The organism is Nonomuraea insulae, from assembly GCF_042656245.1.
Window position 1 is genome coordinate 1 of record NZ_JBHSPA010000021.1, and the last position, 19,606, is coordinate 19,606.

The 19,606-nt window shown below is 68.8% G+C and carries 22 protein-coding genes and 1 tRNA gene; 3 read left to right on the forward strand and 20 right to left on the reverse strand.

Annotated features, from left to right (window positions below; genetic code table 11):
- Positions 1–424 precede the first annotated feature (424 nt).
- The 6 genes from ACFPZ3_RS15840 to ACFPZ3_RS15865 all read right to left on the reverse strand — a co-directional run bounded on the left by ACFPZ3_RS15840 (position 425) and on the right by ACFPZ3_RS15865 (position 5,223).
- Positions 425–922, reverse strand: coding sequence for a hypothetical protein (locus ACFPZ3_RS15840; RefSeq protein WP_379514858.1), 498 nt, complete (start codon positions 920–922; stop codon positions 425–427).
- A complete protein-coding gene (locus ACFPZ3_RS15845; protein ID WP_379514859.1) occupies positions 919–1,419 on the reverse strand; it encodes a hypothetical protein in 501 nt (166 codons plus the stop codon). Before ACFPZ3_RS15845 ends, ACFPZ3_RS15840 begins: the two co-directional genes overlap by 4 nt.
- Complete coding sequence (locus ACFPZ3_RS15850; RefSeq protein ID WP_379514860.1) at positions 1,383–2,597, reverse strand: MCE family protein; 1,215 nt, start codon at positions 2,595–2,597, stop codon at positions 1,383–1,385. Before ACFPZ3_RS15850 ends, ACFPZ3_RS15845 begins: the two co-directional genes overlap by 37 nt.
- Positions 2,587–3,330: an Mce/MlaD family protein gene (locus ACFPZ3_RS15855; RefSeq protein WP_379514861.1), complete on the reverse strand. Its 744-nt coding sequence runs from the start codon at positions 3,328–3,330 to the stop codon at positions 2,587–2,589. Before ACFPZ3_RS15855 ends, ACFPZ3_RS15850 begins: the two co-directional genes overlap by 11 nt.
- Positions 3,331–3,401: 71 nt before the next feature.
- Positions 3,402–4,403 carry an ABC transporter ATP-binding protein gene (locus ACFPZ3_RS15860; protein ID WP_379514862.1) on the reverse strand — a complete coding sequence of 334 codons (1,002 nt, stop codon included), beginning with the start codon at positions 4,401–4,403 and terminating at the stop codon, positions 3,402–3,404.
- Between the two features lie 253 nt (positions 4,404–4,656).
- Positions 4,657–5,223 (reverse strand): TetR/AcrR family transcriptional regulator, encoded by a 567-nt coding sequence (locus tag ACFPZ3_RS15865; RefSeq protein ID WP_379514863.1) that lies wholly within the window; start codon positions 5,221–5,223, stop codon positions 4,657–4,659.
- A gap of 88 nt (positions 5,224–5,311) precedes the next feature.
- Between ACFPZ3_RS15865 and ACFPZ3_RS15870 the strand changes: the two genes are divergently transcribed.
- Positions 5,312–5,701 (forward strand): nuclear transport factor 2 family protein, encoded by a 390-nt coding sequence (locus ACFPZ3_RS15870; RefSeq protein WP_379514864.1) that lies wholly within the window; start codon positions 5,312–5,314, stop codon positions 5,699–5,701.
- A gap of 222 nt (positions 5,702–5,923) precedes the next feature.
- On the opposite strand, the gene ACFPZ3_RS15875 is transcribed toward ACFPZ3_RS15870, so the two are convergent.
- From ACFPZ3_RS15875 to ACFPZ3_RS15915, 9 genes are all read right to left on the reverse strand, one after another.
- A complete protein-coding gene (locus tag ACFPZ3_RS15875) occupies positions 5,924–7,888 on the reverse strand; it encodes an ArnT family glycosyltransferase (protein ID WP_379514865.1) in 1,965 nt (654 codons plus the stop codon).
- 176 nt (positions 7,889–8,064) lie between these two features.
- Positions 8,065–8,457: a 50S ribosomal protein L7/L12 gene (gene rplL, locus ACFPZ3_RS15880; protein ID WP_379514866.1), complete on the reverse strand. Its 393-nt coding sequence runs from the start codon at positions 8,455–8,457 to the stop codon at positions 8,065–8,067.
- 74 nt (positions 8,458–8,531) lie between these two features.
- Positions 8,532–9,056 carry a 50S ribosomal protein L10 gene (gene rplJ, locus ACFPZ3_RS15885; RefSeq protein ID WP_379514867.1) on the reverse strand — a complete coding sequence of 175 codons (525 nt, stop codon included), beginning with the start codon at positions 9,054–9,056 and terminating at the stop codon, positions 8,532–8,534.
- 240 nt (positions 9,057–9,296) lie between these two features.
- Entirely contained in the window at positions 9,297–10,118 is an 822-nt protein-coding gene (locus ACFPZ3_RS15890) for an SCO4651 family lipoprotein (protein WP_379514868.1), read from the reverse strand.
- Between the two features lie 951 nt (positions 10,119–11,069).
- Positions 11,070–11,789, reverse strand: coding sequence for a 50S ribosomal protein L1 (rplA, locus tag ACFPZ3_RS15895; RefSeq protein WP_379514869.1), 720 nt, complete (start codon positions 11,787–11,789; stop codon positions 11,070–11,072).
- Between the two features lie 69 nt (positions 11,790–11,858).
- Positions 11,859–12,290 (reverse strand): 50S ribosomal protein L11, encoded by a 432-nt coding sequence (gene rplK, locus ACFPZ3_RS15900; protein WP_379514870.1) that lies wholly within the window; start codon positions 12,288–12,290, stop codon positions 11,859–11,861.
- Between the two features lie 118 nt (positions 12,291–12,408).
- The gene (gene nusG / locus ACFPZ3_RS15905; RefSeq protein WP_379514871.1) at positions 12,409–13,251 is read right to left on the reverse strand and encodes a transcription termination/antitermination protein NusG; all 843 of its coding nucleotides are present in this window, start codon (positions 13,249–13,251) and stop codon (positions 12,409–12,411) included.
- Positions 13,252–13,325: 74 nt separating this feature from the next.
- Positions 13,326–13,571 (reverse strand): preprotein translocase subunit SecE, encoded by a 246-nt coding sequence (secE, locus tag ACFPZ3_RS15910; protein WP_080043257.1) that lies wholly within the window; start codon positions 13,569–13,571, stop codon positions 13,326–13,328.
- A 77-nt stretch (positions 13,572–13,648) separates the two neighbouring features.
- A tRNA-Trp gene (locus ACFPZ3_RS15915) sits at positions 13,649–13,721 on the reverse strand.
- 157 nt (positions 13,722–13,878) lie between these two features.
- Between ACFPZ3_RS15915 and ACFPZ3_RS15920 the strand changes: the two genes are divergently transcribed.
- Positions 13,879–15,087: a pyridoxal phosphate-dependent aminotransferase gene (locus ACFPZ3_RS15920; RefSeq protein WP_379514872.1), complete on the forward strand. Its 1,209-nt coding sequence runs from the start codon at positions 13,879–13,881 to the stop codon at positions 15,085–15,087.
- 79 nt (positions 15,088–15,166) lie between these two features.
- Here the strand turns inward: ACFPZ3_RS15920 and ACFPZ3_RS15925 are convergent, their stop codons facing one another.
- From ACFPZ3_RS15925 to ACFPZ3_RS15940, 4 genes are read right to left on the reverse strand one after another with little or no spacing between them, the layout of a single operon-like run.
- Positions 15,167–15,676, reverse strand: coding sequence for a hypothetical protein (locus ACFPZ3_RS15925; RefSeq protein WP_379514873.1), 510 nt, complete (start codon positions 15,674–15,676; stop codon positions 15,167–15,169).
- 42 nt (positions 15,677–15,718) lie between these two features.
- Complete coding sequence (locus ACFPZ3_RS15930) at positions 15,719–16,327, reverse strand: hypothetical protein (RefSeq protein WP_379514874.1); 609 nt, start codon at positions 16,325–16,327, stop codon at positions 15,719–15,721.
- Positions 16,328–16,368: 41 nt separating this feature from the next.
- Positions 16,369–17,262, reverse strand: a complete 894-nt coding sequence (locus tag ACFPZ3_RS15935) for a PASTA domain-containing protein (protein ID WP_379514875.1) — start codon at positions 17,260–17,262, stop codon at positions 16,369–16,371.
- Positions 17,259–17,759, reverse strand: coding sequence for a SigE family RNA polymerase sigma factor (locus ACFPZ3_RS15940; RefSeq protein WP_379514876.1), 501 nt, complete (start codon positions 17,757–17,759; stop codon positions 17,259–17,261). Before ACFPZ3_RS15940 ends, ACFPZ3_RS15935 begins: the two co-directional genes overlap by 4 nt.
- Positions 17,760–17,828: 69 nt before the next feature.
- Here ACFPZ3_RS15940 and ACFPZ3_RS15945 point away from each other — a divergent pair, with 69 nt between their 5' ends.
- Positions 17,829–18,851 (forward strand): adenosine deaminase, encoded by a 1,023-nt coding sequence (locus tag ACFPZ3_RS15945; RefSeq protein ID WP_379514877.1) that lies wholly within the window; start codon positions 17,829–17,831, stop codon positions 18,849–18,851.
- Here ACFPZ3_RS15945 and ACFPZ3_RS15950 read toward each other — a convergent pair.
- The coding region (locus ACFPZ3_RS15950) for a hypothetical protein (RefSeq protein ID WP_379514878.1) at positions 18,840–19,606 on the reverse strand (767 nt) is incomplete at its 5' end. The two genes, ACFPZ3_RS15945 and ACFPZ3_RS15950, sit on opposite strands and share 12 nt — an antisense overlap.

Below are 19,606 nucleotides of genomic sequence, written 5' to 3' on the forward strand. Positions count from 1 at the left end.
CGGCGGACTGACTACACGCACGCCAGACAACCTCGCAACGTGAGCAAGCATCACGGGTCGTCAAAGGGCAGCGCAAAGGGGCAGTGTAGCCGAACGGCACACGCCTGTCCACTTCGCCCTCGCTGCATGCTCCACGTTGGTCGCAGCATCGCCCGTTCAGGCGGAAACGTCAAGCCCACAAGCCCGACTTTTAGCCGACTCAGGGCCCGGACGCTGGGTTTTCTCCCCTGTGTGACTGATCGCCTACCGCCAGGCCCAAGACGATACCCGCGAACGGGGGCGGTTAACGCTCCGTCACACCAGGGGTCGAACCAATGCCGACAACCGGTGGTGCAGTGACTGAGTTACCCATCTCAAAGGCTTCGCTAAACCTGATTTTTGGTAACAATTGAAGGAAGCGGCACGCCCGTGATCTTCGGGGCCCTCATGCGGTCCCCAGGAGAGTGGACAGGCCCGCCACCAGCCAGCGCGAATCTTGCCGGACCATGACGAACCTGGCCCGATTGTTGCTGACCGTTGTCTGGCGCCCTGCTTTACCGGGGATCTCCTTGACCGTATCAGTGTTCACGAAGAGCAGAACGTCTACCCGGTCCGCCTCGGCCCGCTCGACTCCCGCGCCCGCCACCTTCACCTTCTGAGTGATCTTCTCCGCCTTGGCCCTGGAGGTCAGGGACGTGCTCAGTTCCTTGTAGTGCGCGGTCAGCTCGCCCGTCGTGAACGTCCCGGCCCGCGCCAGGTCCTCCTCCACCGTCCGATAGTCGTACGAAAGCAGGTCGGGCGCGACCTTCTTGGCCGCGGCCACGGCCTGAGCCCCTGCCGTGTCAGCGTCGCGCAGCTCCCGCAGGTTGAACCACATGGCCGGCACCAGCACCCCCGCCACGAGCACCAGGACGCCCAGCAGCACGATCGTGAAGATCCTCACGGCACCTGCACCACCTTGGACACCAGCCACAAGCGGCCGATCTTGCTCACATCCATCCGCCAGCGGTAGTACCGTTCCTGCGGTGCGCTCTTGGAGCCGTCCCAGCGGATCTCCACGTCGGCCACGACCAGCACGTCGGCCTTGGCCGGCTTCATCGAGACCAGGCCCGTCGCGCGCAGCACGCCGTGCTGGACGACCTTGTTCTCGACGGTCGTGGACTTGAGCTTGGCGGCGTTGGCGTCATACTCGGCCCTGGCCGCGCCGGTGGCGGTGTCGAGGATGCGCCGCATGTCGTCCTCCACGCTGCGGTAGTCGAGCGAGATGAGGTTCTTGGCGTGGGTCCCCGCGGCCAGGAGCGCGGCCTGCTTGTCGCCTGCTCTGCCCTGTTCGTCGCGCGCCTGCGCGGCGATCCACACGCCTGTGCCGATGAGCACCGCCAGCACCCCGCTCAGAGCCGCGATCAGGATGCGAGCGGGCCGAACAGCAAGTCCTGCCACGTCTGCTCACCTCTTCCCCGGCCGGTCGCTGCCGGATCATAACGCGACAACCACTCATGAAGTCCGCTAATCGACGGAGCCGGTTGGGCAGGCGGCGCGTTCCGTGCTCCGCGCACTCCTGTGCGGCTGTCGCGGGGCTCCGCGCAGTACGCCCGGGGGTCGGCCGGCCTCGGCGTCACGTCCTGCGGATAGCGCCTTCGCACGTGCTCGTACCCCCTCCGGCAGGGCGGCGGGACGTTGAGGTTCAGGTCCAGCCCGAGATGCAGCCCGTCCTCCCGCACCACCGTGAACGCCCCCGCCACGGCCGCCGGGTAGCCGATCAGGAGCTGCCGCAGGGCGCTCACGCGGGCCGAGACGCTCTGCCCGCCCACGATGAGGTGGGCCAGCAGCGGCCGCAGGTGCGGTTCGACGCCGTCCACGAGCCGCCCGACGGATCCGGCCGCGCGCGGGGCGCGGTCGAGGACGTTCGACAGATCGCGGGCACCTTCCCGCAGGGAATCGGTCAAGGTGGCCAGATCTCCGGAAAATGCCTTCAGATGGCCCCCAGAGGCCCGCTGAGCGTCCAGCACGGCCTCCCCGTCTCTCAATACCGCCACGGCCTCGGGAAGCACCTTCTCGGCCTGTGCGAGCAGCGTGCCGCTCGCGTCGATCAGCCGCCCCAGACGCGGCCCGTTCGCGCCGAGCGCCTTCTCCGCCTCGGTCACGACGGTCTCCAGGTCGTGCGGGTCCACGGAGGCGAGCAGCCGGTCGGTGTCGCGGAGCACCTGGGCGGTGGTGACCGGCAGGCGCGTGCGCTCGCGCCCGATCACGTCCCCGTCCCGCAGGTACGGCCCCCCGCCCCCAGATGGCCGGAGATCCAGGTACTGCTCCCCCACGCCTGACCGGTTGGCCACCACGGCCAGCAGCCCGCGCCAGGGCACCGGCCGCCCGCGCTCCAGCCTGATCACGGCCCGCGCGCCGCCCCCCGCCACGGCCAGCGACTCGACCCGCCCGACGGCCACGCCGCGGTAGGTGACCTCGGAGTTCTCGAACAGCCCGCCCCCGTCGGCCAGCTCGACGGTGACCCGGTAGGCGGGTCGAACAGGTCCGCGCCCACCCGGGCGTACCGGACCAGCGTGTACGTCACCGCCACCACCCCGACGACGGCGAAGATCAGCAGCCGGGCGATCACCGCGCACCTCCGAGCAGGTTGTGCAGCGTCGCGCCGGGCGAGAGGTCCACGGTGATGCCGGTGTTGCCGTAGTCGCCTCTGAGCAGCCCCTCGGCCGAGCCGGGGAAGGGGAACGTGAGCGCGGTGGCCAGGCCGTTCGCGAGGTCGTGACGGGCCTCGTCGAGGTTCGACAGCAGCCGGCGCAGGTGGCGGAGGTTGGCCAGGGTGTCGGAGCGGGAGCGTTCGACGACGCGGGTGGCGGTGCGGCCCAGGCGGTCGAGCCCGGTGAGCATCCTGGTCAGGTCGCGGCGCTGGCGTCTGAGCCGGGCCACGGCCGGGCCGATCCCGGTGGCGACGGCCTCGATGGTGCCGCGCTGCCGGGCCAGGGTGGTGGTGAGGCCGTCGAGCTCGTCCAGGAGGCGTACGACGTCGTTCTTGGAGCCGTCCAGGCCCGTGGCGAAGGCGTCGAGCCGGCGCAGCAGGTCCTTGATCCGGGCCGAGCGGCCGCCGAGGGCGTCCCCCAGCTCGGCGTTGACGGTCGCGAGCTGGTCGAGGCCGCCGCCGTTCACCAGGAGCGAAGCGGCCGACAACACCTGCTCGACCTCGGCGGTCGTACGGGTGCGGGCCACCGGGATCGGCCCGCTCAGCCGTCCCGTCCCGGCCGGCATGATCTTGACGAACTCCCGCCCCTGGTACGGCCGCCGCCCCGCGACCCTGACGGTGTCGAGCGACATGGCGACGAACCGCCCGATCGTCACCATTCGCCGTCATTCATGCGCGGAGAGTAGTCGAGCGAGACCGCAGAAACGGAAATATCAGCCTTCGTCATGACTTATCTGGTTCCGTGCAGGTGGGCGTTGACCAGCCGGGGATACTCCTCCAGCCAGTTACGGCCGCGATCGTCCACGAACGACCCCTGCGGCGGGATCACCCCGTTGGCCGCCAGCCAGGTGCCCGGCGGGCGCTGTGTACGGCGGAACCGGTTCTCGGTCGGCATGAGCTGCGGCGGGATCGGCGGCAGCGGCCCGGGATCGTGGCCCTGCGCCGCCTCGGCCTCCAACTCGGAGACGTCCTTCTCCTCGGACATGCCGATGGGGCCGTGCCTCCTGGCGTTCAGGAACTGCCGCACGGCCGGCTCGTCGCTCGACAACAACATCTCGCGCGAGCCGAACATCACCAGCTCCCGACGGAACAGCAGCCCGATGTTGTCCGGCACCGTACGGGCGGTGTTGATGTCGTGCGTCACGATCAGGAACGTCGCCTCGATGTCGGCGTTGAGATCCACGATGACCTGGTTGAGGAACGCGGTCCTGACCGGGTCGAGGCCCGAGTCGGGCTCGTCGAACAGGATGATCTCCGGCTCCAGCACCAGCGCCCTGGCCAGGCCCGCCCGCTTGCGCATGCCGCCGGAGATCTCCCCCGGCAGCTTCGCCTCGGCGCCCACCAGGCCGACGAGATCCATCTTCTCCATGACGATCTGGCGGATCTGGGCCTCGCTCTTCTTGGTGTGCTCGCGCAGCGGGAAGGCGATGTTGTCGTAGAGGTTGAGCGAGCCGAACAGGGCGCCGTCCTGGAACAGCACACCGAAGAGGCGGCGCAGCTCGTAGAGCTTGTTCTCGCCGCAGTTGGCCAGGTCGTAGCCGTCGATCCAGATATGCCCCCGGTCCGGCCGCAGCAGCCCGACCAGGGTCTTGAGGAAGACCGACTTGCCGGTGCCCGAAGGGCCGAGCAGCACCGAGATCTCGCCCGCGGGCAGCGTGAGCGAGACGTCCTCCCAGATGACCTGCTTACCGAACGACTTGGTCAGTCCGTCGACCACGACTTCGACGCCCACGGTCACCTTCCCGGTCGCAGGGAGTACTCAGGGGATAACGTGCCGCACACTTTACTTCGACATCGCCCTCACCGTAACGGCGTTCCACCGAATTCAAACCGGATCCAATAGCTTGTTACCGCCCGGTTATGAGACCCCACGTCCAGTAGCGCCGAGAAGGCCTCTTCGCCCGGCTCGCTACGAAGCCTCTTTGCCCCGGCTCGCTACGAAACCTCTTCGCCTGGCTCGCTATGAGACCTCTTTGCCCGGCTCGCTACGAGACCTCCTGGCCGGCGAGCGCGCGAAGGCTGGGCCGCAACACACGGGCGATCTCCTCCTGCGGCACCCCGGCCAGCTCTTCCATCTCCAGCAACTGATGCCCCACCGTCACCCCCAGCATGACCAGCGTGATCAGGGCGGCCCGCAACCGCGCGTCCTCGCCCGGCAACGTCTCGGCCAGCCGCTCGACCTGCTTGCCCAGCACCTCCCGCGCCGACGCGGCGGCCTCGGGGTGGGTGAGCATGGAGCGCATCATGGCCAGCGAACTCTGCGGCAACTCACCCAGCTTCACGTTGAGCGTGCCGAGCACGTTCTCGACCACTTCCTCCGCGCCCAGTTCGCCATCAGCGACCAACGTCACCCTCACGGCCTGCTGAAACAGCTCCTGCTTACTCCCGAAGTACTGCATCACCAGAGCCGGATCCACCTCGGCCGCCTTGGCGATACCCCTGATGGTGGCGCGCTCGAATCCCACGTCGGCGAAGAGCGCCCTGGCCGCCTCGAGGATCCTCGCCTCGGTCCTGCGCCGCCTCTCGGCCCGCGGAAGCACTCCATCAACCACCCCCTGACTCTACATGCGTTGACCAACCCAGCCATTTCGCTCTACGCTCGTTGAGTCAACACCCGTTGAGCCAAACAAGAGGTACGTCATGCCCATCGAAGAGATCGTCACCGGCTACCACGCGGCCATGCTCCACAAATCCCCCGACGAACTGGCCGACCTGTACGCCGAGGACGGCCTGCACGAGTTCCCGTTCGGCGGACTCCCGGCATTCGAGGGAAGGGAGCAGATCCGCGCGGGCTACCGCCAGATGTGGAACTCCCCGTTCGAAGCCAAGGAGGTACGCCGAATCTCCCTGCGCCGAACAGACGACCCAGAGGTCACGGTGATCGAACAGGACACCTACGTCACGGTGGCCGGCCAGTCAATCAGGGTCCCCGGCCTGCTGATCCTCCGAATCAGAAACGGCCAGATCGTGCACGCCAGGGACTACATGGACACCAGCGCCATCGCCAAAGTACGCACCGCCACAAGCTGAGAACGCCCTGCCGACCCGGGCGACCCCTGTCGGCTCGGGACACCCAGCCAGCCCGGGACACCCAGCCAGCTCGGAACGCCCAGCCAGCTCGGAACGCCCAGCCGGTCCAAGACGCCCAGCCAGCTCGGGACACTTAGTCGCTCCAAGACGCCCAGCCGCTCCGGACGCCCAACCGGCCCAAGACGTCCAACCAGCTCAGGACCCCCAACCGGCCCAAGACGCCTAACCAGCTCCGGACGTCTTGGTCAGGTCGAAGACCGTGGTGCTGCCGACCGTGGTGGCGGTGAACGTCTCCTGTACCCAGGCCGCGATCTCGGCCGCGTCATCACTGCCACCCGTGCTGCGCCCCGCACCCCCCGTGCCGGTGCCGACGAAGTAGTGGATCTTCTTCTCCGCCACGTACTGCTTGAACTGCTCCACCGTAGGCGCCGGATCGGTCCCGTTGAATCCGCCCACCGCCATCACCGGCCGCCCGGAGGCGAGCTGGTAGCCGGCCGCGTTGTTGGAGCCCACAGTCGCCGCCACCCACGTGTAGGCGGATGCGCCGTCGTTCAGCAGCGTTGTCAGCTCGGCGGTCGGAGCGGCCGCGTTGAGCAACCCACCCATGCCCATCCCGCCGCGACCAGAGCCACCGCGCCCCTGCGCACCCCCGTCACCACCACCCGACTGCCCCGTGCTTCCTTGTTGCCCCATGCCTCCAGGCTGACCAGTGCCCCCAGGCTGTTGAGAGCCTCGTTGCCACTGCCGCGAAGGCTGCCCGCCCCCGCCAGGGCGCTGGAACCCTCCACCAGGTGGCCTCCCAAAACCCCCACCGGTGGAGGGCCCAGCAGTCGGAATGGCACCCGTGTGCGGCGACGCCGCCGTGTCCACCGCGTACGCCGCCGGCCCGGCCAGGCACGCGACCAGGCCCACCGCGACGACGGCGAGCACCCGGCGCGACCCCCTGATGAACAACATCGCCAGCGCCGCCCCGAGCCCCACCACCAGCACGGCCCAGCCCAGCCACGAGTTCCAGTCGGCGCTGCGGGACAGCAGGATGTACGACCAAACGGCCGTCCCCGCCGTGACCACGGCGAGCAGCCGGTGCGCCCGCCGCTCCCAGAGCACGGCCACCCCCATGCCCACCAGCGCCGCGATGGCCGGTGCCAGGGCCACGGTGTAGTAGGCGTGGAAGATCCCCTGCATCAGGCTGAAGATCAGCCCGGTCACCACCAGCCAGCTCCCCCACACCCAGAGCGCGGCGCGCACCGGATCGGCGCGCGGCGCGCGGCGGGTCAGCCAGGTGGCGGCGGCCAGCAACACCAGCGCGGCGGGCAGCAGCCAGGAGATCTGGCCGCCCACCTCCGTGTCGAACAGCCGCAGCCACCCCGCCTGCTGGTTGGGATTGCCCAGGCCGCCGTAGTCACCGCCGTTGAGCCGCCCGATGCCGTTGTAGCCGAGCGCCAGCTCCAGCACGCTGTTGGTCTGGGAACCCCCGATGAAGGGCCGGTCGGCCGCCGGCACGAGCGCCACGGCCAGCAGCCACCACCCGGCGGAGACCACCATGGCCGCCCCGGCCAGCAGCAACTGCCGCACCCGCCGCCAGAAGGCCACCGGCGCCGTCACGAGGTAGACCAGCGCGAACCCGGGCAGCACCAGGAACGCCTGCAACATCTTCGCCAGGAACGCGAACCCGATCGCGGCCCCCGCCAGCACCAGCCACCGCGTCGCGCCGCGCTCCTGGGCCCGGATCACGCAGTAGGCGGCCACGGTCAGCATCAGGACCAGCAGCGAGTCGGGATTGTTGAACCTGAACATCAGCACGGCCACGGGCGTCAGCGCCATCGCGGCCCCGGCCAGCAGCCCGGCCCAGGTGGAGAACACCCTGCGCACGGAGGCGTGCACCATGGCCACCGAGCCGACGCCCATCAGCGCCTGCGGCACGAGGATGGCCCAGGAGTTGAGCCCGAACAGCCGCACGCTGAGCGCCATCGGCCACAACGAGGCGGGCGTCTTGTCCACAGTGATCGCGTTGGCGGCGTCGGAAGCCCCGAAGAAGAACGCCTTCCAGCTCTGGCTGCCGGCCTGCACCGCCGCCGAGTAGAAGGTATTGGCCCACCCGGAGGCGCCCAGGCCCCAGATGTAGAGCACACCGGTGCCGACGAGCAGCGCGGCCAGCGCCCAACGAGACTTCGCTTCGATACCCACGTCAAGCACGCTAGGCAGGCTGGTTGGCGTGGCGATGAGACGAACATGAGAATCTTCTAAGCCCGCCGGAGAGCCAGAACGCGAAAAGAGGCGGCACACCCGGCACCAGGGTGTATCCGCCTCTTTCGAACAGCGCTTGCGGGAAACCTCCCGCGGAGAAGTCGCGTGAAGAGAAGTTACTTCACGGTCACGGTGGCGCCGGCGCCCTCGAGGGCAGCCTTGGCCTTCTCCGCCTGCTCCTTGTTGACCTTGCCGTCGAAGACGGACTTCGGAGCACCGTCCACCAGGTCCTTGGCCTCCTTGAGGCCCAGGGACGTGAGGGCGCGGATCTCCTTGATGACCTGGATCTTCTTGTCGCCGGCAGCCTCGAGGACGACGTCGAACTCGTCCTGCTCCTCAACGGCGGCGGCCTCGCCACCACCAGCGGCGGCGGGGGCGGCGACGGCCGCGACGGGGGCGGCGGCCTTGACGTCGAAGACCTCTTCGAACTGCTTCACGAACGCGGACAGCTCAAGGAGGGTCATCTCCTTGAACGCGTCGAGCAGCTCGTCGGTGCTGAGCTTCGCCATGATGGTTTCCTTACGTTTAGGTACGTACTGATGAATCTAGGAACGGGACCGCGGTAGCTGCGGCAACCCCCGTGTTACTCGCCCGCCTCTTCGCGCTTGGCGCGCAGGGCGTCGGCCAGCTGAGCCATCTGCGTGGGCAGAGCGGCGAACACCGCGGCGGCGGCGCTCTGCTTCGCCTTCATGGCACCGGCGAGCTTCGCGAGGAGAACCTCGCGGGGCTCAAGGTCAGCGAGCTTGGTGATCTCAGAGGCGTCGAGCGTCTTGCCGTCGAGGACGCCGCCCTTGATCACCAGAAGGGGATTGGCCTTGGCGAAGTCACGCAGACCCTTGGCCGCTTCGACAACGTCACCGTTGACGAAGGCGATCGCGGTCGGACCGGCGAGCAGGCCGTCAAGGCCCGCCAGACCGGCCTCATTGGCCGCAATCTTGGTCAGGGTGTTCTTCGCCACGGCGAACTTCGCATTCCCACCGAGAGAGACACGCAGCTCCTTGAGCTGCGCGACGGTGAGACCGCGGTACTCGGTCAGAACGGCGGCAGCGCTGTCCTCGAACTCGCTCTTGAGTTCGGCAACCGCTGTCGCCTTATCCGCCCTCGCCATGGGCCTCCTTCCAGATGTGCCACCGGGCGAAGGCCCTCAAAATGAGAACAGCCCCGGGCGCAGGGCGCACGGGGCTTCGCTCACACGGATCAAACCATGTGGGAAACTCGCATCACACCTGCGCGGGCCGTCCACATGTCGTGGAACCTTCGGTCGCCAGGCTATGAGGCACCTGACGACGACCGGCGGTCTTTGGCAACAACCAGAGTACGTGCTGGCCGCCGAGTTTCCAAATCGTTCTCAGTTGGTCGTGCCCTTGGGCAGGTCACCCACCTGGTCGGCGGGCGGCGCCTGGATGTTGACGGGCTCGTTGTAACCCTTGAAGAACAGGGTGGCGTCGAGTGTGGCGCCCTCCTTGGAACCGTTCAGGGTGAGCTTGCGCGGCAACCCGTCGGCCGCCACCCAGATGTCGAACTTGACGTCCTTCAGCTCGGCCAGGCCCTGACGAGCCTGCTCCTGCTTGTCGGCGGGCAGCTGCTGTACGGCGGCCTCCACGGGGAAGGTGCCGCTGTAGTGGGTCGTGTCGTCGCCGTTGACGCTCTCGTTCCCGACGGACTTGACGTCCTGCGAGGCCGTGACCAGCTTGGTCACGTTACCGAGATCGAACTGCTGGATCTGGCCGAGGTACTGGTTGACCTCCGCCGAGTGGCCCGTCTCGCTCAGCGAGACCTTGATCCACGGCTTGGTGGCTCCGAGGAGTTGGTTGAGCGCCTCGACCTTGACGTAGACGGTGTCACCCTGCAGCACGGCGCGTACACCACCCGGCACGCTGCGACCGCCCATGTCGACGGTGTCGAGCGTGAGGTCGGCGGCGAGTTCGGGCTTGCTCTGGTAGAGAACGCGGCCCTGAACCTTGCCCGTGCCCTCCTGGGGGTGCTTCACGTTAACCACGGCGTCAACCGTGTAACTGGTGACCTCCGCAGTCTTCTGCGCGGTCTGCGCGAGCACCTCTGAGGCAGCCAGGTTGACCTGGATGGGCTGGGCGTTCGATCCACAACCGGCAACCGCGGCTACGACGAGCGCGGCACCGGCCGCGGTCATACTTATCGTGCGCTTCAGCATGTCTTGACCCTACGTTTAAGTTTCATGGCCGTGGCCTCTTCCCCGCCGAAATCGGGGAAAACCCAGGGTTATCCCCCACCTCCCTCACACACTTCCCACACATTCACCGACTGGAGCCCGGCAGCGGAACTTCCCGACGGCGGCCAGCAAAGCGCGGAAGCGGCCTGCTCGCGCGTCCCGCGGGCCCGGCATACGTCCGACCGCGACCGAACTTCAACGCGGTACGACGCACGTCCGCCTGCCGAAGGCACGGCACGCCCAGCACGCCGATGCACGGCGTTCGCGGCACGCGCAGGCGACGGCCCGCGACGCGCTGGGGCAGCCACGAAGTCGGACAGGCCCCAAGGGCACGGGAGACGGGTGGGGGCGGCGAGCAGGCCCCACCAGGAGGCAGACAGGCCCCCAAGGGCAAGGGAAGCGGGTGGGGCGGTTGGCAGGGTCAGCAAGGAGGCGGGTGGGGGCGGTAAGCAGGCCCAGCCCCCAAGGGCAAGGGAAGCGGGTGGGGGCGGTGGGCAGGGCCGGCAACGAGGCGGGTGGGGGCGGTGGGCAGGGAATGGGCGGATGGACTTGGCGCGCGTTACGGCGCCCGGCCACGTACCGGTCAGAGGCCGTATTCCTGGAGGCCCTCAGCCACGTGCAGCGGGTGGCGGTGACCTTGGCTCCGCCGTAAAAGAAAGAAAGACGGAGCCCAGCCGAAAGAGACCCGCCGCCCTCGCCGAAGGAGGCGCCGCGCCAGCCGAAAAAAGCCCGCTGCCCCGGCCGAAAAGGATCGCGGCACCACCGAAAACGGACCGTGGCACCGGCCGAAAAGGATCGCGGCGCCCACCGAAAACAGACCACGGCACGGGCCGAAAACGGATCGCGGCACCGGCCGAAAGGGATGGGAGCGGCCGGGATGCAGAAAACCCCCGCCCGGAAGAGGGCGGGGGCATTCGCGAACGAGAGTGCTGGTCAGCCTTCGAGCTCGGAGGTGAGCCCACGCGTGACGTTGGGGTCGACCGGAACGCCCGGGCCCATCGTCGTGGAGAAGGTGACCTTCTTCAGGTAGCGGCCCTTGGCCGCGGAAGGCTTGAGACGGAGCACCTCGTCCAGGGCGGCGGCGTAGTTCTCGATGAGCTGGCGCTCGGGGAACGACGTCTTGCCGATGATGAAGTGCAGGTTGGCCTGCCGGTCCGTACGGAACTCGATCTTGCCGCCCTTGATCTCCGTCACGGCCTTGGCGACGTCGGGCGTCACCGTGCCGGTCTTCGGGTTGGGCATGAGACCACGCGGGCCGAGGACACGGCCCAGGCGGCCGACCTTGCCCATCAGGTCCGGGGTGGCCACCACGGCGTCGAACTCGTTGAGCCGGTTGCCCTTGGAGATCTCGTCGATCAGTTCGTCGGCGCCCACGATGTCGGCGCCCGCCTCGCGGGCCGCCTCGGCACGGTCGCCGGTCGCGAAGACCAGGACCCGGGCGGTCTTACCGGTGCCGTGCGGGAGGTTGACCGTGCCGCGCACGATCTGGTCGGCCTTGCGAGGGTCGACGCCCAGCCGGAACGCGACCTCGACGGTGGCGTCGAACTTGGTGGCCGAAGTCTCCTTGGCCAGCTTCGCGGCCTCTACGGGCGTGTAAAGCTTGTCGCGGTCGATCTTCGCCGCCGCGTCTTTGTGCGCCTTGCTGCGCTGCATGTCTTGACTCCTTGTGGTGTCCGGACCGCTTCTGGAGTGCGGCCCTCCCACGACTTCTGGGAAAAGGTCTTAGTCGGCGACGGTGATGCCCATCGACCGGGCGGTGCCGGCGATGATCTTCTCAGCGGCCTCGACGTCGTTGGCGTTGAGGTCGGGCATCTTCATCTCGGCGATGCTGCGCAGCTGCTCGCGGCTGAGCTTGCCCACCTTGTCGCGGTGCGGGACCGCGCTGCCCTTGTCGAGACCCAGGGCCTTCTTGATCAGCTCGGGCGCCGGGGGCGTCTTCGTGATGAAGATGAAGCTGCGGTCTTCGAAAATGGTGATCTCAACGGGGATGATGTTGCCCCGCTGGGACTCCGTCGCAGCGTTGTACTGCTTGACGAAGTCCATGATGTTGACGCCGTGGGGACCGAGGGCGGTACCGACGGGCGGCGCCGGAGTGGCCTGGCCAGCGGGAAGCTGGACCTTCACCAGTGCGGCGATTTTCTTCTTCGGAGGCATTCGTCCTTCTCCGGGTCCTGATTGCGGTGCTTGTCAGGTCGCGGGTGCGCCCCTGACATGTCGGAGGCCGCCCTTCGCGAGAGGCGGCCAGCCGAACGTCTAAGTGTATGTGATCGTCTTAGATCTTCGAGACCTGGTTGAACGAGAGCTCCACCGGAGTCTCGCGGCCGAAGATCGAGACGAGCACCTTGAGCTTCTGCGACTCCGGGCTGATCTCGCTCACCGAGGCCGGCAGCGTGGCGAACGGGCCGTCCATGACCGTGACGGACTCGCCGATCTCGAACTCGACCGTGGGGCCGGCGGACGCCTTCGTCGAGGCCTTCTTGGTCTCCTCGGTCGGCTCCGGCGCCAGCAGCTTGGCGACCTCGTCGAGGTTGAGCGGGCTCGGCTTGTTGGACAGGCCCACGAAGCCGGTCACGCCGGGCGTGTTGCGGACAGCGGCCCAGGACTCGTCGGTCAGCTCCATGCGCACCAGCACGTAGCCGGGCAGCACGCGCTCCTTGACCGGGACCTTCTTGCCGCTCTTGAACTCCTGGACCGTGTGCGTCGGCACCTCGATCTGGAAGATGTAGTCCTCCATGTTGAGCGAGACGTTCCGGCTCTCGATGTTGGACTTCACGCGGTTCTCGTAACCGGCGTAGGAGTGGATGACATACCACTCACCGGGCAGGCCACGCAGCGAACTCTTGAACTCCTCGACGGGGTCGACCTCGGGAAGCTCCGAGTCCTCCTCGGCGTCGGCGTCAGCGTCCTTCTCGGCGTCGGCGGCGTCCTCGGCATCGGGGTCGGGAAGAACCGAACCGTCCTCGACGTCGGCGGCCTCGACCTCGGCCGCCTCCTCGTCGCTCTCCTCGACCTCGGCCTCTTCCAGAGCCGCCTCGGCGGACTCCTCAGTGGCCTCTTCCAGCTCGTCGCCCCACTCGTCGCGGGACCCGTCCGCCGGAACTGAAGACTCGGACACGGTGACTCTTCCTCTTTCGTGGTATCGAATGGCGAACTCCGTCAGGCGACCACCACCTCCCGGCGGCGTCGCGGTCAGGATCCGCCGAAGACGCGGAGGACCGCCCATCCCAGGGCACTGTCGAGCCCGTACACGATCGCAACCATGATCAGAACGAATACCAGAACGACCGTGGTGTAGGTGATGAGATCCTTGCGTGTCGGCCAGATGACCTTACGAAGCTCGTTGACGACCTGCCGATAGAAGAGGGCAGGAGAAGTGCGTGTCTTCTTCTCGCCACTAGGCTTGTCTGCGGTCTCGCCGCGCGTGTCGATCGCCACAGTCCTCACCTGATCTGTCGTATCCAACGCAGTTTTGCGGCGCGCTTACACGCCTATTATTGCGCGGACCGCACTCGCAGGGCACGAGGGACTCGAACCCCCAACCGCCGGTTTTGGAGACCGGTGCGCTACCAATTGCGCCAGTGCCCTATGTCGTTGACCAGACTACCCTGATCGACTCACTGCCTGGACCGAACCGCTCGCCGACATGCTGCGGAAGGACCAGGCGAAAGCATACGGGGGTTTGCGCGGTACGTCGAACCAATACGTGATCGCCCAGGTCACGACCGCGTGGGACGATGGACGCATGTCCACTCGACCCCGCATCTCCGCCAGAATTTCCGCGATTTCCGAGTCCGCCACGCTCGCCGTGGACGCCAAGGCGAAGGCGATGAAGGCGGCCGGTCGCCCCGTCATCGGCTTCGGCGCGGGAGAGCCCGACTTCCCGACGCCCGGTTACGTCGTCGAGGCGGCGATCGAGGCCGCCCGCGACCCCCGCTTCCACAAGTACACCCCCGCGGGCGGCCTGCCCGAGCTCAAGAAGGCGATCGCCGAGAAGACCCGCCGCGACTCCGGCTATGCCGTGGAGGCGTCGCAGGTGCTGGTCACCAACGGCGGCAAGCAGGCCGTCTACGAGGCGTTCGCGACCCTGCTCGACCCGGGCGACGAGGTCGTGGTGGTGGCCCCCTACTGGACGACCTACCCCGAGGCGATCAAGCTGGCCGGGGGCGTGCAGGTCGACGTCGTGACCGACGAGTCCACCGGCTACCTGGCGAGCGTCGAGCAGCTTGAGGCGGCGCGCACCGAGCGGACGAAGGTGCTGCTGTTCGTCTCGCCGTCCAACCCGACGGGCGCCGTCTACTCCCGCGAGCAGACGGTGGCGATCGGCCGGTGGGCGGCCGAGCACGGCCTGTGGGTCGTCACCGACGAGATCTACGAGCACCTGGTGTACGCCGGCACCGAGTTCACCAGCATCGCCACGGCCGTCCCCGAGCTGGGCGACCGGGTCGTCATCCTCAACGGCGTGGCCAAGACCTACGCGATGACCGGCTGGCGCGTGGGCTGGCTGATCGGCCCGTCCGACGTGGTCAAGGCCGCGACCAACCTGCAGTCGCACGCCACCTCCAACGTCTCCAACGTCGCCCAGATGGCGGCGCTGGCCGCGGTGTCCGGCGACCTGTCGGCGGTGGCGGAGATGCGTACGGCGTTCGACCGGCGCCGCCAGACGATGGTGCGGATGCTCAACGAGATCCCGGGCGTGTTCTGCCCTGAGCCGAAGGGGGCGTTCTACGCCTACCCGTCGGTCAAGGAGCTGATCGGCAAGGAGCTGCGCGGCAGGCGGCCCCAGTCGTCCGCCGAGCTGGCGGAGCTGATCCTGGAGGAGGCCGAGGTGGCGGTGGTGCCGGGCGAGGCGTTCGGCACGCCCGGCTACTTCCGGCTGTCCTACGCGCTGGGCGACGACGACCTGGCCGAGGGCGTCAGCCGGCTGGCCAAGCTGCTCTCCGAAGCACGCTGACCTCCGGCAAACCGCTCTCCGAGGCGTGCTGAGCCCTGCCGAGCGCTTTCCGAAGCGTGCCGGGCCCCGCTGAAGGCGGTCAGTCCGAGGTGACCGCGTCGCAGATCGGCTTGATCTCGGTGGCGAGGCCGGGTGTCGCACCGACGTAGACGGCGGTGCCCGGCCGCTCCAGCCACAGGAAGCTGTGCACGCCCGTACGCGTGATCCAGCGCAACGCCGGCCTGCCCTTGTACGCCGTCAGCGTCGACCTGGCCACCAGCGTGACGAACTGCTCGACCGTCCGCACCCCGCACGCCACTCCGACGTACATCCGCTCTTCGCCGTTGCTCCAGATCCGCCCCTGGACCTTGAGCGGCCGCGTGAGCGAGTCGAGGCGGCCGAACGAGCCGTCCCGGGAGAGGCCGGAGATCGTGGCGGGAAAGCGCACCTCGGTGCCGTCGCAGGACAGCGAGGACGTGCGCCGGCCGGTGATGGCGGGTTCGGGCGGCGGCGGGGTGGCCTGGGGTTCGGGCGGCCGCTCCTTGGCGCCGCCGGCGGCGCACGCCGCGAGCGTGAGCATGAGGAGCAGCACCGCCGTCAGTCGCCGCATCGACCCTCCCCATGACGTGAGCGGACAAGCAGGGAAAGGCTCTCAGTCTCTAACAGGAGCCTTGACCGAGGCGGCAATAGCGACGAGTTCGTCACCGAGCGATTCGCTGACCCTGATCCACGCGCCCATCCCCGCACGTTCGAGCCAGACGATGACCCGGCCCCCGCCCGGATATCTGCCGACCGTGGCGGGCCTGCCGCGCACGGTGGTGGTGCGGGCGTCCAGCACGGTGGTCCGCTCGCGGTAGCCGTCCCAGTCGGCGGCAACCGTACCGTGTTCGACTCGGGCCTCGACAAATCTGTCGGCCGAGCCGAACCGCGCCCAGGAGGCGCCCCCGCCGGCGCGTTCGAGCCCTCGGGGCAGGTAGGTGAGCCAGAGGTCGTCGGAGACGACCGCGAGCGTGCCGGCGCGGCTCGGTCCGGCGGCCAGGACGATGGCCGGCGGCTCTGCGATGGCGGGGGGCTCGGCCGGGATGAGGATCGGTGTGGGTTCGGGGATCGGTGCGGGTTCGGGGGTCCGCGCGGCGGTATGCGGCGGACGCCCGAATCCCGAGGAGAAGAGGGCGTAGATGATGAGGGACGTCACGCCCAGTGCCAGCGCCGCGAGCGCCGCGCGCCATGCCGGGCCGATGTCCTGCCCCTCGGGGATCATCCCTCCTTGATCCCCCGTTCGCCCTCATCCCTACCCTGGGTCTACTTGGTGGCGCGGATCCCTTCGGCGATCCGCTTCAGCTCGGCCGCGCCGTCCACCTCCTTGGCGTAGTCAGGGCTCAGGCACACCTCGACGGCCAGGTCGTCACGGAGCACCCAGCCGATCGTGAGCAGGCTCCCCTCGGTGCCGTGCGGCACGGCCTCACCGCCGTCGAGGACAGAGGCCAGCCATGCCGGCCTGCCACCGATGTCCACGCTCTCGGCTCCTTGCTCGGGGAACTTGGCCGCGGCCTGCCTGGCGGCCTTCCCCTCGAACACGAACACCTGGATCGACATGACTCCGTAGTCGGCGTCGGGCTTGGCGAAAGAGGTCGTGTAGCTGTGCTCACCGAACCTGTCCTTGGCCGACCACCTGCCCCATACGAGCCCCTCGGGCAGGTAGCCGAGGCGGATGCCGCCGAAGGCGCGCCCGTCTCCCAGGTCGCCGAGGTCCTGGGGATCCTCGGCGCGCTGCGCGAGTTTGATCGCGACATGGCTGCCCCAGGCGACGACCGCGCCCACGCGGGGCGACTGTCCAAGCACGATGCCATTCCTGATCTTCGCTCCGGAGATGTCGGTCACCAGCCCGGCGTCGCGGAGCATCCGGGCCGCCTCCGCGGCCGACTTGCCCGTCACGTCGGGCACGGTGACGTCGTCGCGTATCACGGCCCGATCCTGGCCGGTGGCGGTGTTCGTCGGGTTCGCGGGTCCTGCCGGGTTCATCGCCACCGGCACGGCCACGGCCACCGCCGCCGTGAGGAGCGCCGCGCCGGCGGCGCGAAACCTGACCACGTGGGCGCGGCGCCGGCGGCGTACGGCCTTGGCCAGGCCGGGTTCGGCCCGCACGCCGGCGACGTGCGCGCTCATGGCGTCGGCGAGGTCGTCCTCGATCGTCATCTGGTCACTTCCTTTGCCACGTCCATGTGTTCGCGGATCCTGGCGAGTCCCCGCGCCGCCTGGCTCTTGACGGTCCCCGCCGAGCAGCCGAGCAGGGCGGCGGTGGACTGCTCCGACTGGTCCTCCCAGTAGCGCAGGACGAGCACGGCCCGCATCTTCGGCGGCAGCCTGCGCAGCTCGCGGATGAGCGTGTCGCGCAGGTCGAGGTCGGGAGAGTCGGCGGCGGTCTCGGGCGGCCGGGCGAACGTGATCTCCTTGACGACCTTGCGGCGCCGCGCCCTGCTGATCGCCGCGTTCACGACGACCTTCCTCGCGTACGCCTCGGGATTGTCGCGCCGGATGCGCGGCCAGTTCCTGTAGACCTTCTCCAGCGCGTGCTGGACCAGGTCCTCGGCGTCGTGCCGCGTCGCCCCGCAGACCAGGATCGCGGTACGCAGCAACGACGTGCTCCGGGCCGCGATGAAGTCGTCGAAGGCCGCTTCGTCGTCATCTGTCATCAGCGAGGGTCCCCTTTCGCCCTCCCCAACGCGCGAACCCGCCCAGAGGTTGAGTGGCAAGATATGCAAATGCCACGGCCCTTGCACGCGCTTCCCAAGGCGCATCTTCACCTGCACTTCACCGGCTCGATGCGGCACGCCACATTGATCGAGCTGGCCAGGGAACAGGGGCTGCACCTGCCCGACGCGCTGGAGCAGGACTGGCCGCCCAAACTGCGGGCCACGGACGAGCGGGGCTGGTTCAGGTTCCAGCGGCTGTACGACATCGCCAGGTCCGTGCTGACCCGTCCCGAATACGTCTACCGGCTGCTGCGCGAGACCGCGGAGGACGAGGCGGCGGCGGGGTCGCGGTGGCTGGAGATCCAGGTGGACCCTTCGGGGTACGCCCAGCGCTTCGGCGGCCTCACAGCCACCCTGGAGCTGTTTCTGGACGCGGTGGAGCAGGCGTCCAGGCACGCCGGGATCGGGATGGCGGTGATCGTGGCGGCCAACCGCACCCGGCATCCGCTGGACGCGAACACGCTGGCCCGGCTCGCCATCCAGTACACCGGCAAGGGCGTGGTCGGGTTCGGGCTGTCCAACGACGAGCGGCGGGGCGAGGCCAGGGACTTCGAGCGGGCGTTCAGGATCGCCAAGCGGGGCGGGCTGCTGGCCGTGCCGCACGGGGGCGAGTTGCTGGGGCCGCGCAGCGTGGCGCAGTGCGTGGACGACCTGGGGGCCGACCGGGTGGGGCACGGGGTGCGCGCGGCCGAGGACGACCGGCTGATGCACCGGCTGGCCGACCGTCAGGTCTGCTGCGAGATCTGCCCCACCTCCAACGTGGGCCTCGGGGTGGTGGAGCGGGCCGCCGACGTGCCGCTGCGCAGGTTGTTCGACGCGGGGGTGCCGATCGCGCTGGGCGCCGACGATCCGTTGTTGTTCGGCACCCGGTTGTTGCGGCAGTACGAGCTGGCCAGGGACGTGTACGGGTTCAGCGACGCGGAGGTGGCCGAGCTGGCCCGCCAGTCCGTACGGTCGTCCACGGCGCCCGAGTCCGTGCGCAAGGAGTTGCTCAAGGGCGCCGACGACTGGCTGACCCGGTCACTGGAGTGACTCGGCCACCCGGGTCGCCTCCTCCTTCGTGCCGGCGCCTTCGAGGCGGTAGTTGAGCGTGCCCTGTTGCCAGATGAGGGTGGCGGCGGCCTGGCGCAGGGGGACCTCGGTGCCGTCTTCGCGTCTGATGTAGCCGAGGGGGTGCGCGCCGGGGATCCACCAGGCCGTGCGGCCGCCGACCTCGGTGTAGTCGGGGGCGGGCGGGCCCAGCTTCTTGAAGAAGAAGGGCTCGACGGCGCCGGAGAACTGGTCGAGCCTGATGCCGCCGGGCCAGAACATCGACACCACCCTGCCCTTGTCGGCCACCGTGACGCGTTGCGGTTCTCCCAGGGCGGAGGGGGTCTTGACCTCGAACGTCACCTGGCTCTGGACCTCTTCCCTGGGCACGGTGTGCTCGCCCGGTATAGGAGCCGTGGTGGTGATGGGTGTGGGCGGGGTGTCGCTGATCGTCAGCTCGATCCCGGCGAACCTGAGGATGTGCGCCACGGCCGCCCTCCCCTGGGGAGTGGCCGCCGTAAGGGCGATCACGGCGACGACCACGGCCGTCACGACCTTCCACCTGGCCCGCCGACCCGGCGCCCGGGAGTCCCGGCGGGAGGGCGGACGGACCGGACCGGTGATCGGGCCGTGGGCAGGGTCGGGCCCGCCGACGTGATCAGGCGTGTCGTCGGGGGCGGGGGTGATGTCGGGGGTCGGGGTGATGTCGGGGGTCGGGGGATGTCCATCGGCTGGGCGCGTAGCTCCTCGCCCAATGC

Coding starts and splice junctions, on each gene's coding strand:
- ACFPZ3_RS15855 (WP_379514861.1), bottom strand. CDS start 3,330: ATGGTGACGATCGGGCGGTTCGTCGCCATGTCGCTCGACACCGTCAGG.
- ACFPZ3_RS15870 (WP_379514864.1), top strand. CDS start 5,312: ATGCCCATCGAAGAGATCGTCACCGGCTACCACGCGGCCATGCTCCAC.
- rplL (WP_379514866.1), bottom strand. CDS start 8,457: ATGGCGAAGCTCAGCACCGACGAGCTGCTCGACGCGTTCAAGGAGATG.
- rplJ (WP_379514867.1), bottom strand. CDS start 9,056: ATGGCGAGGGCGGATAAGGCGACAGCGGTTGCCGAACTCAAGAGCGAG.
- ACFPZ3_RS15890 (WP_379514868.1), bottom strand. CDS start 10,118: ATGCTGAAGCGCACGATAAGTATGACCGCGGCCGGTGCCGCGCTCGTC.
- rplA (WP_379514869.1), bottom strand. CDS start 11,789: ATGCAGCGCAGCAAGGCGCACAAAGACGCGGCGGCGAAGATCGACCGC.
- rplK (WP_379514870.1), bottom strand. CDS start 12,290: ATGCCTCCGAAGAAGAAAATCGCCGCACTGGTGAAGGTCCAGCTTCCC.
- ACFPZ3_RS15920 (WP_379514872.1), top strand. CDS start 13,879: ATGTCCACTCGACCCCGCATCTCCGCCAGAATTTCCGCGATTTCCGAG.
- ACFPZ3_RS15925 (WP_379514873.1), bottom strand. CDS start 15,676: ATGCGGCGACTGACGGCGGTGCTGCTCCTCATGCTCACGCTCGCGGCG.
- ACFPZ3_RS15930 (WP_379514874.1), bottom strand. CDS start 16,327: ATGATCCCCGAGGGGCAGGACATCGGCCCGGCATGGCGCGCGGCGCTC.
- ACFPZ3_RS15935 (WP_379514875.1), bottom strand. CDS start 17,262: ATGACGATCGAGGACGACCTCGCCGACGCCATGAGCGCGCACGTCGCC.
- ACFPZ3_RS15940 (WP_379514876.1), bottom strand. CDS start 17,759: ATGACAGATGACGACGAAGCGGCCTTCGACGACTTCATCGCGGCCCGG.
- ACFPZ3_RS15945 (WP_379514877.1), top strand. CDS start 17,829: ATGCCACGGCCCTTGCACGCGCTTCCCAAGGCGCATCTTCACCTGCAC.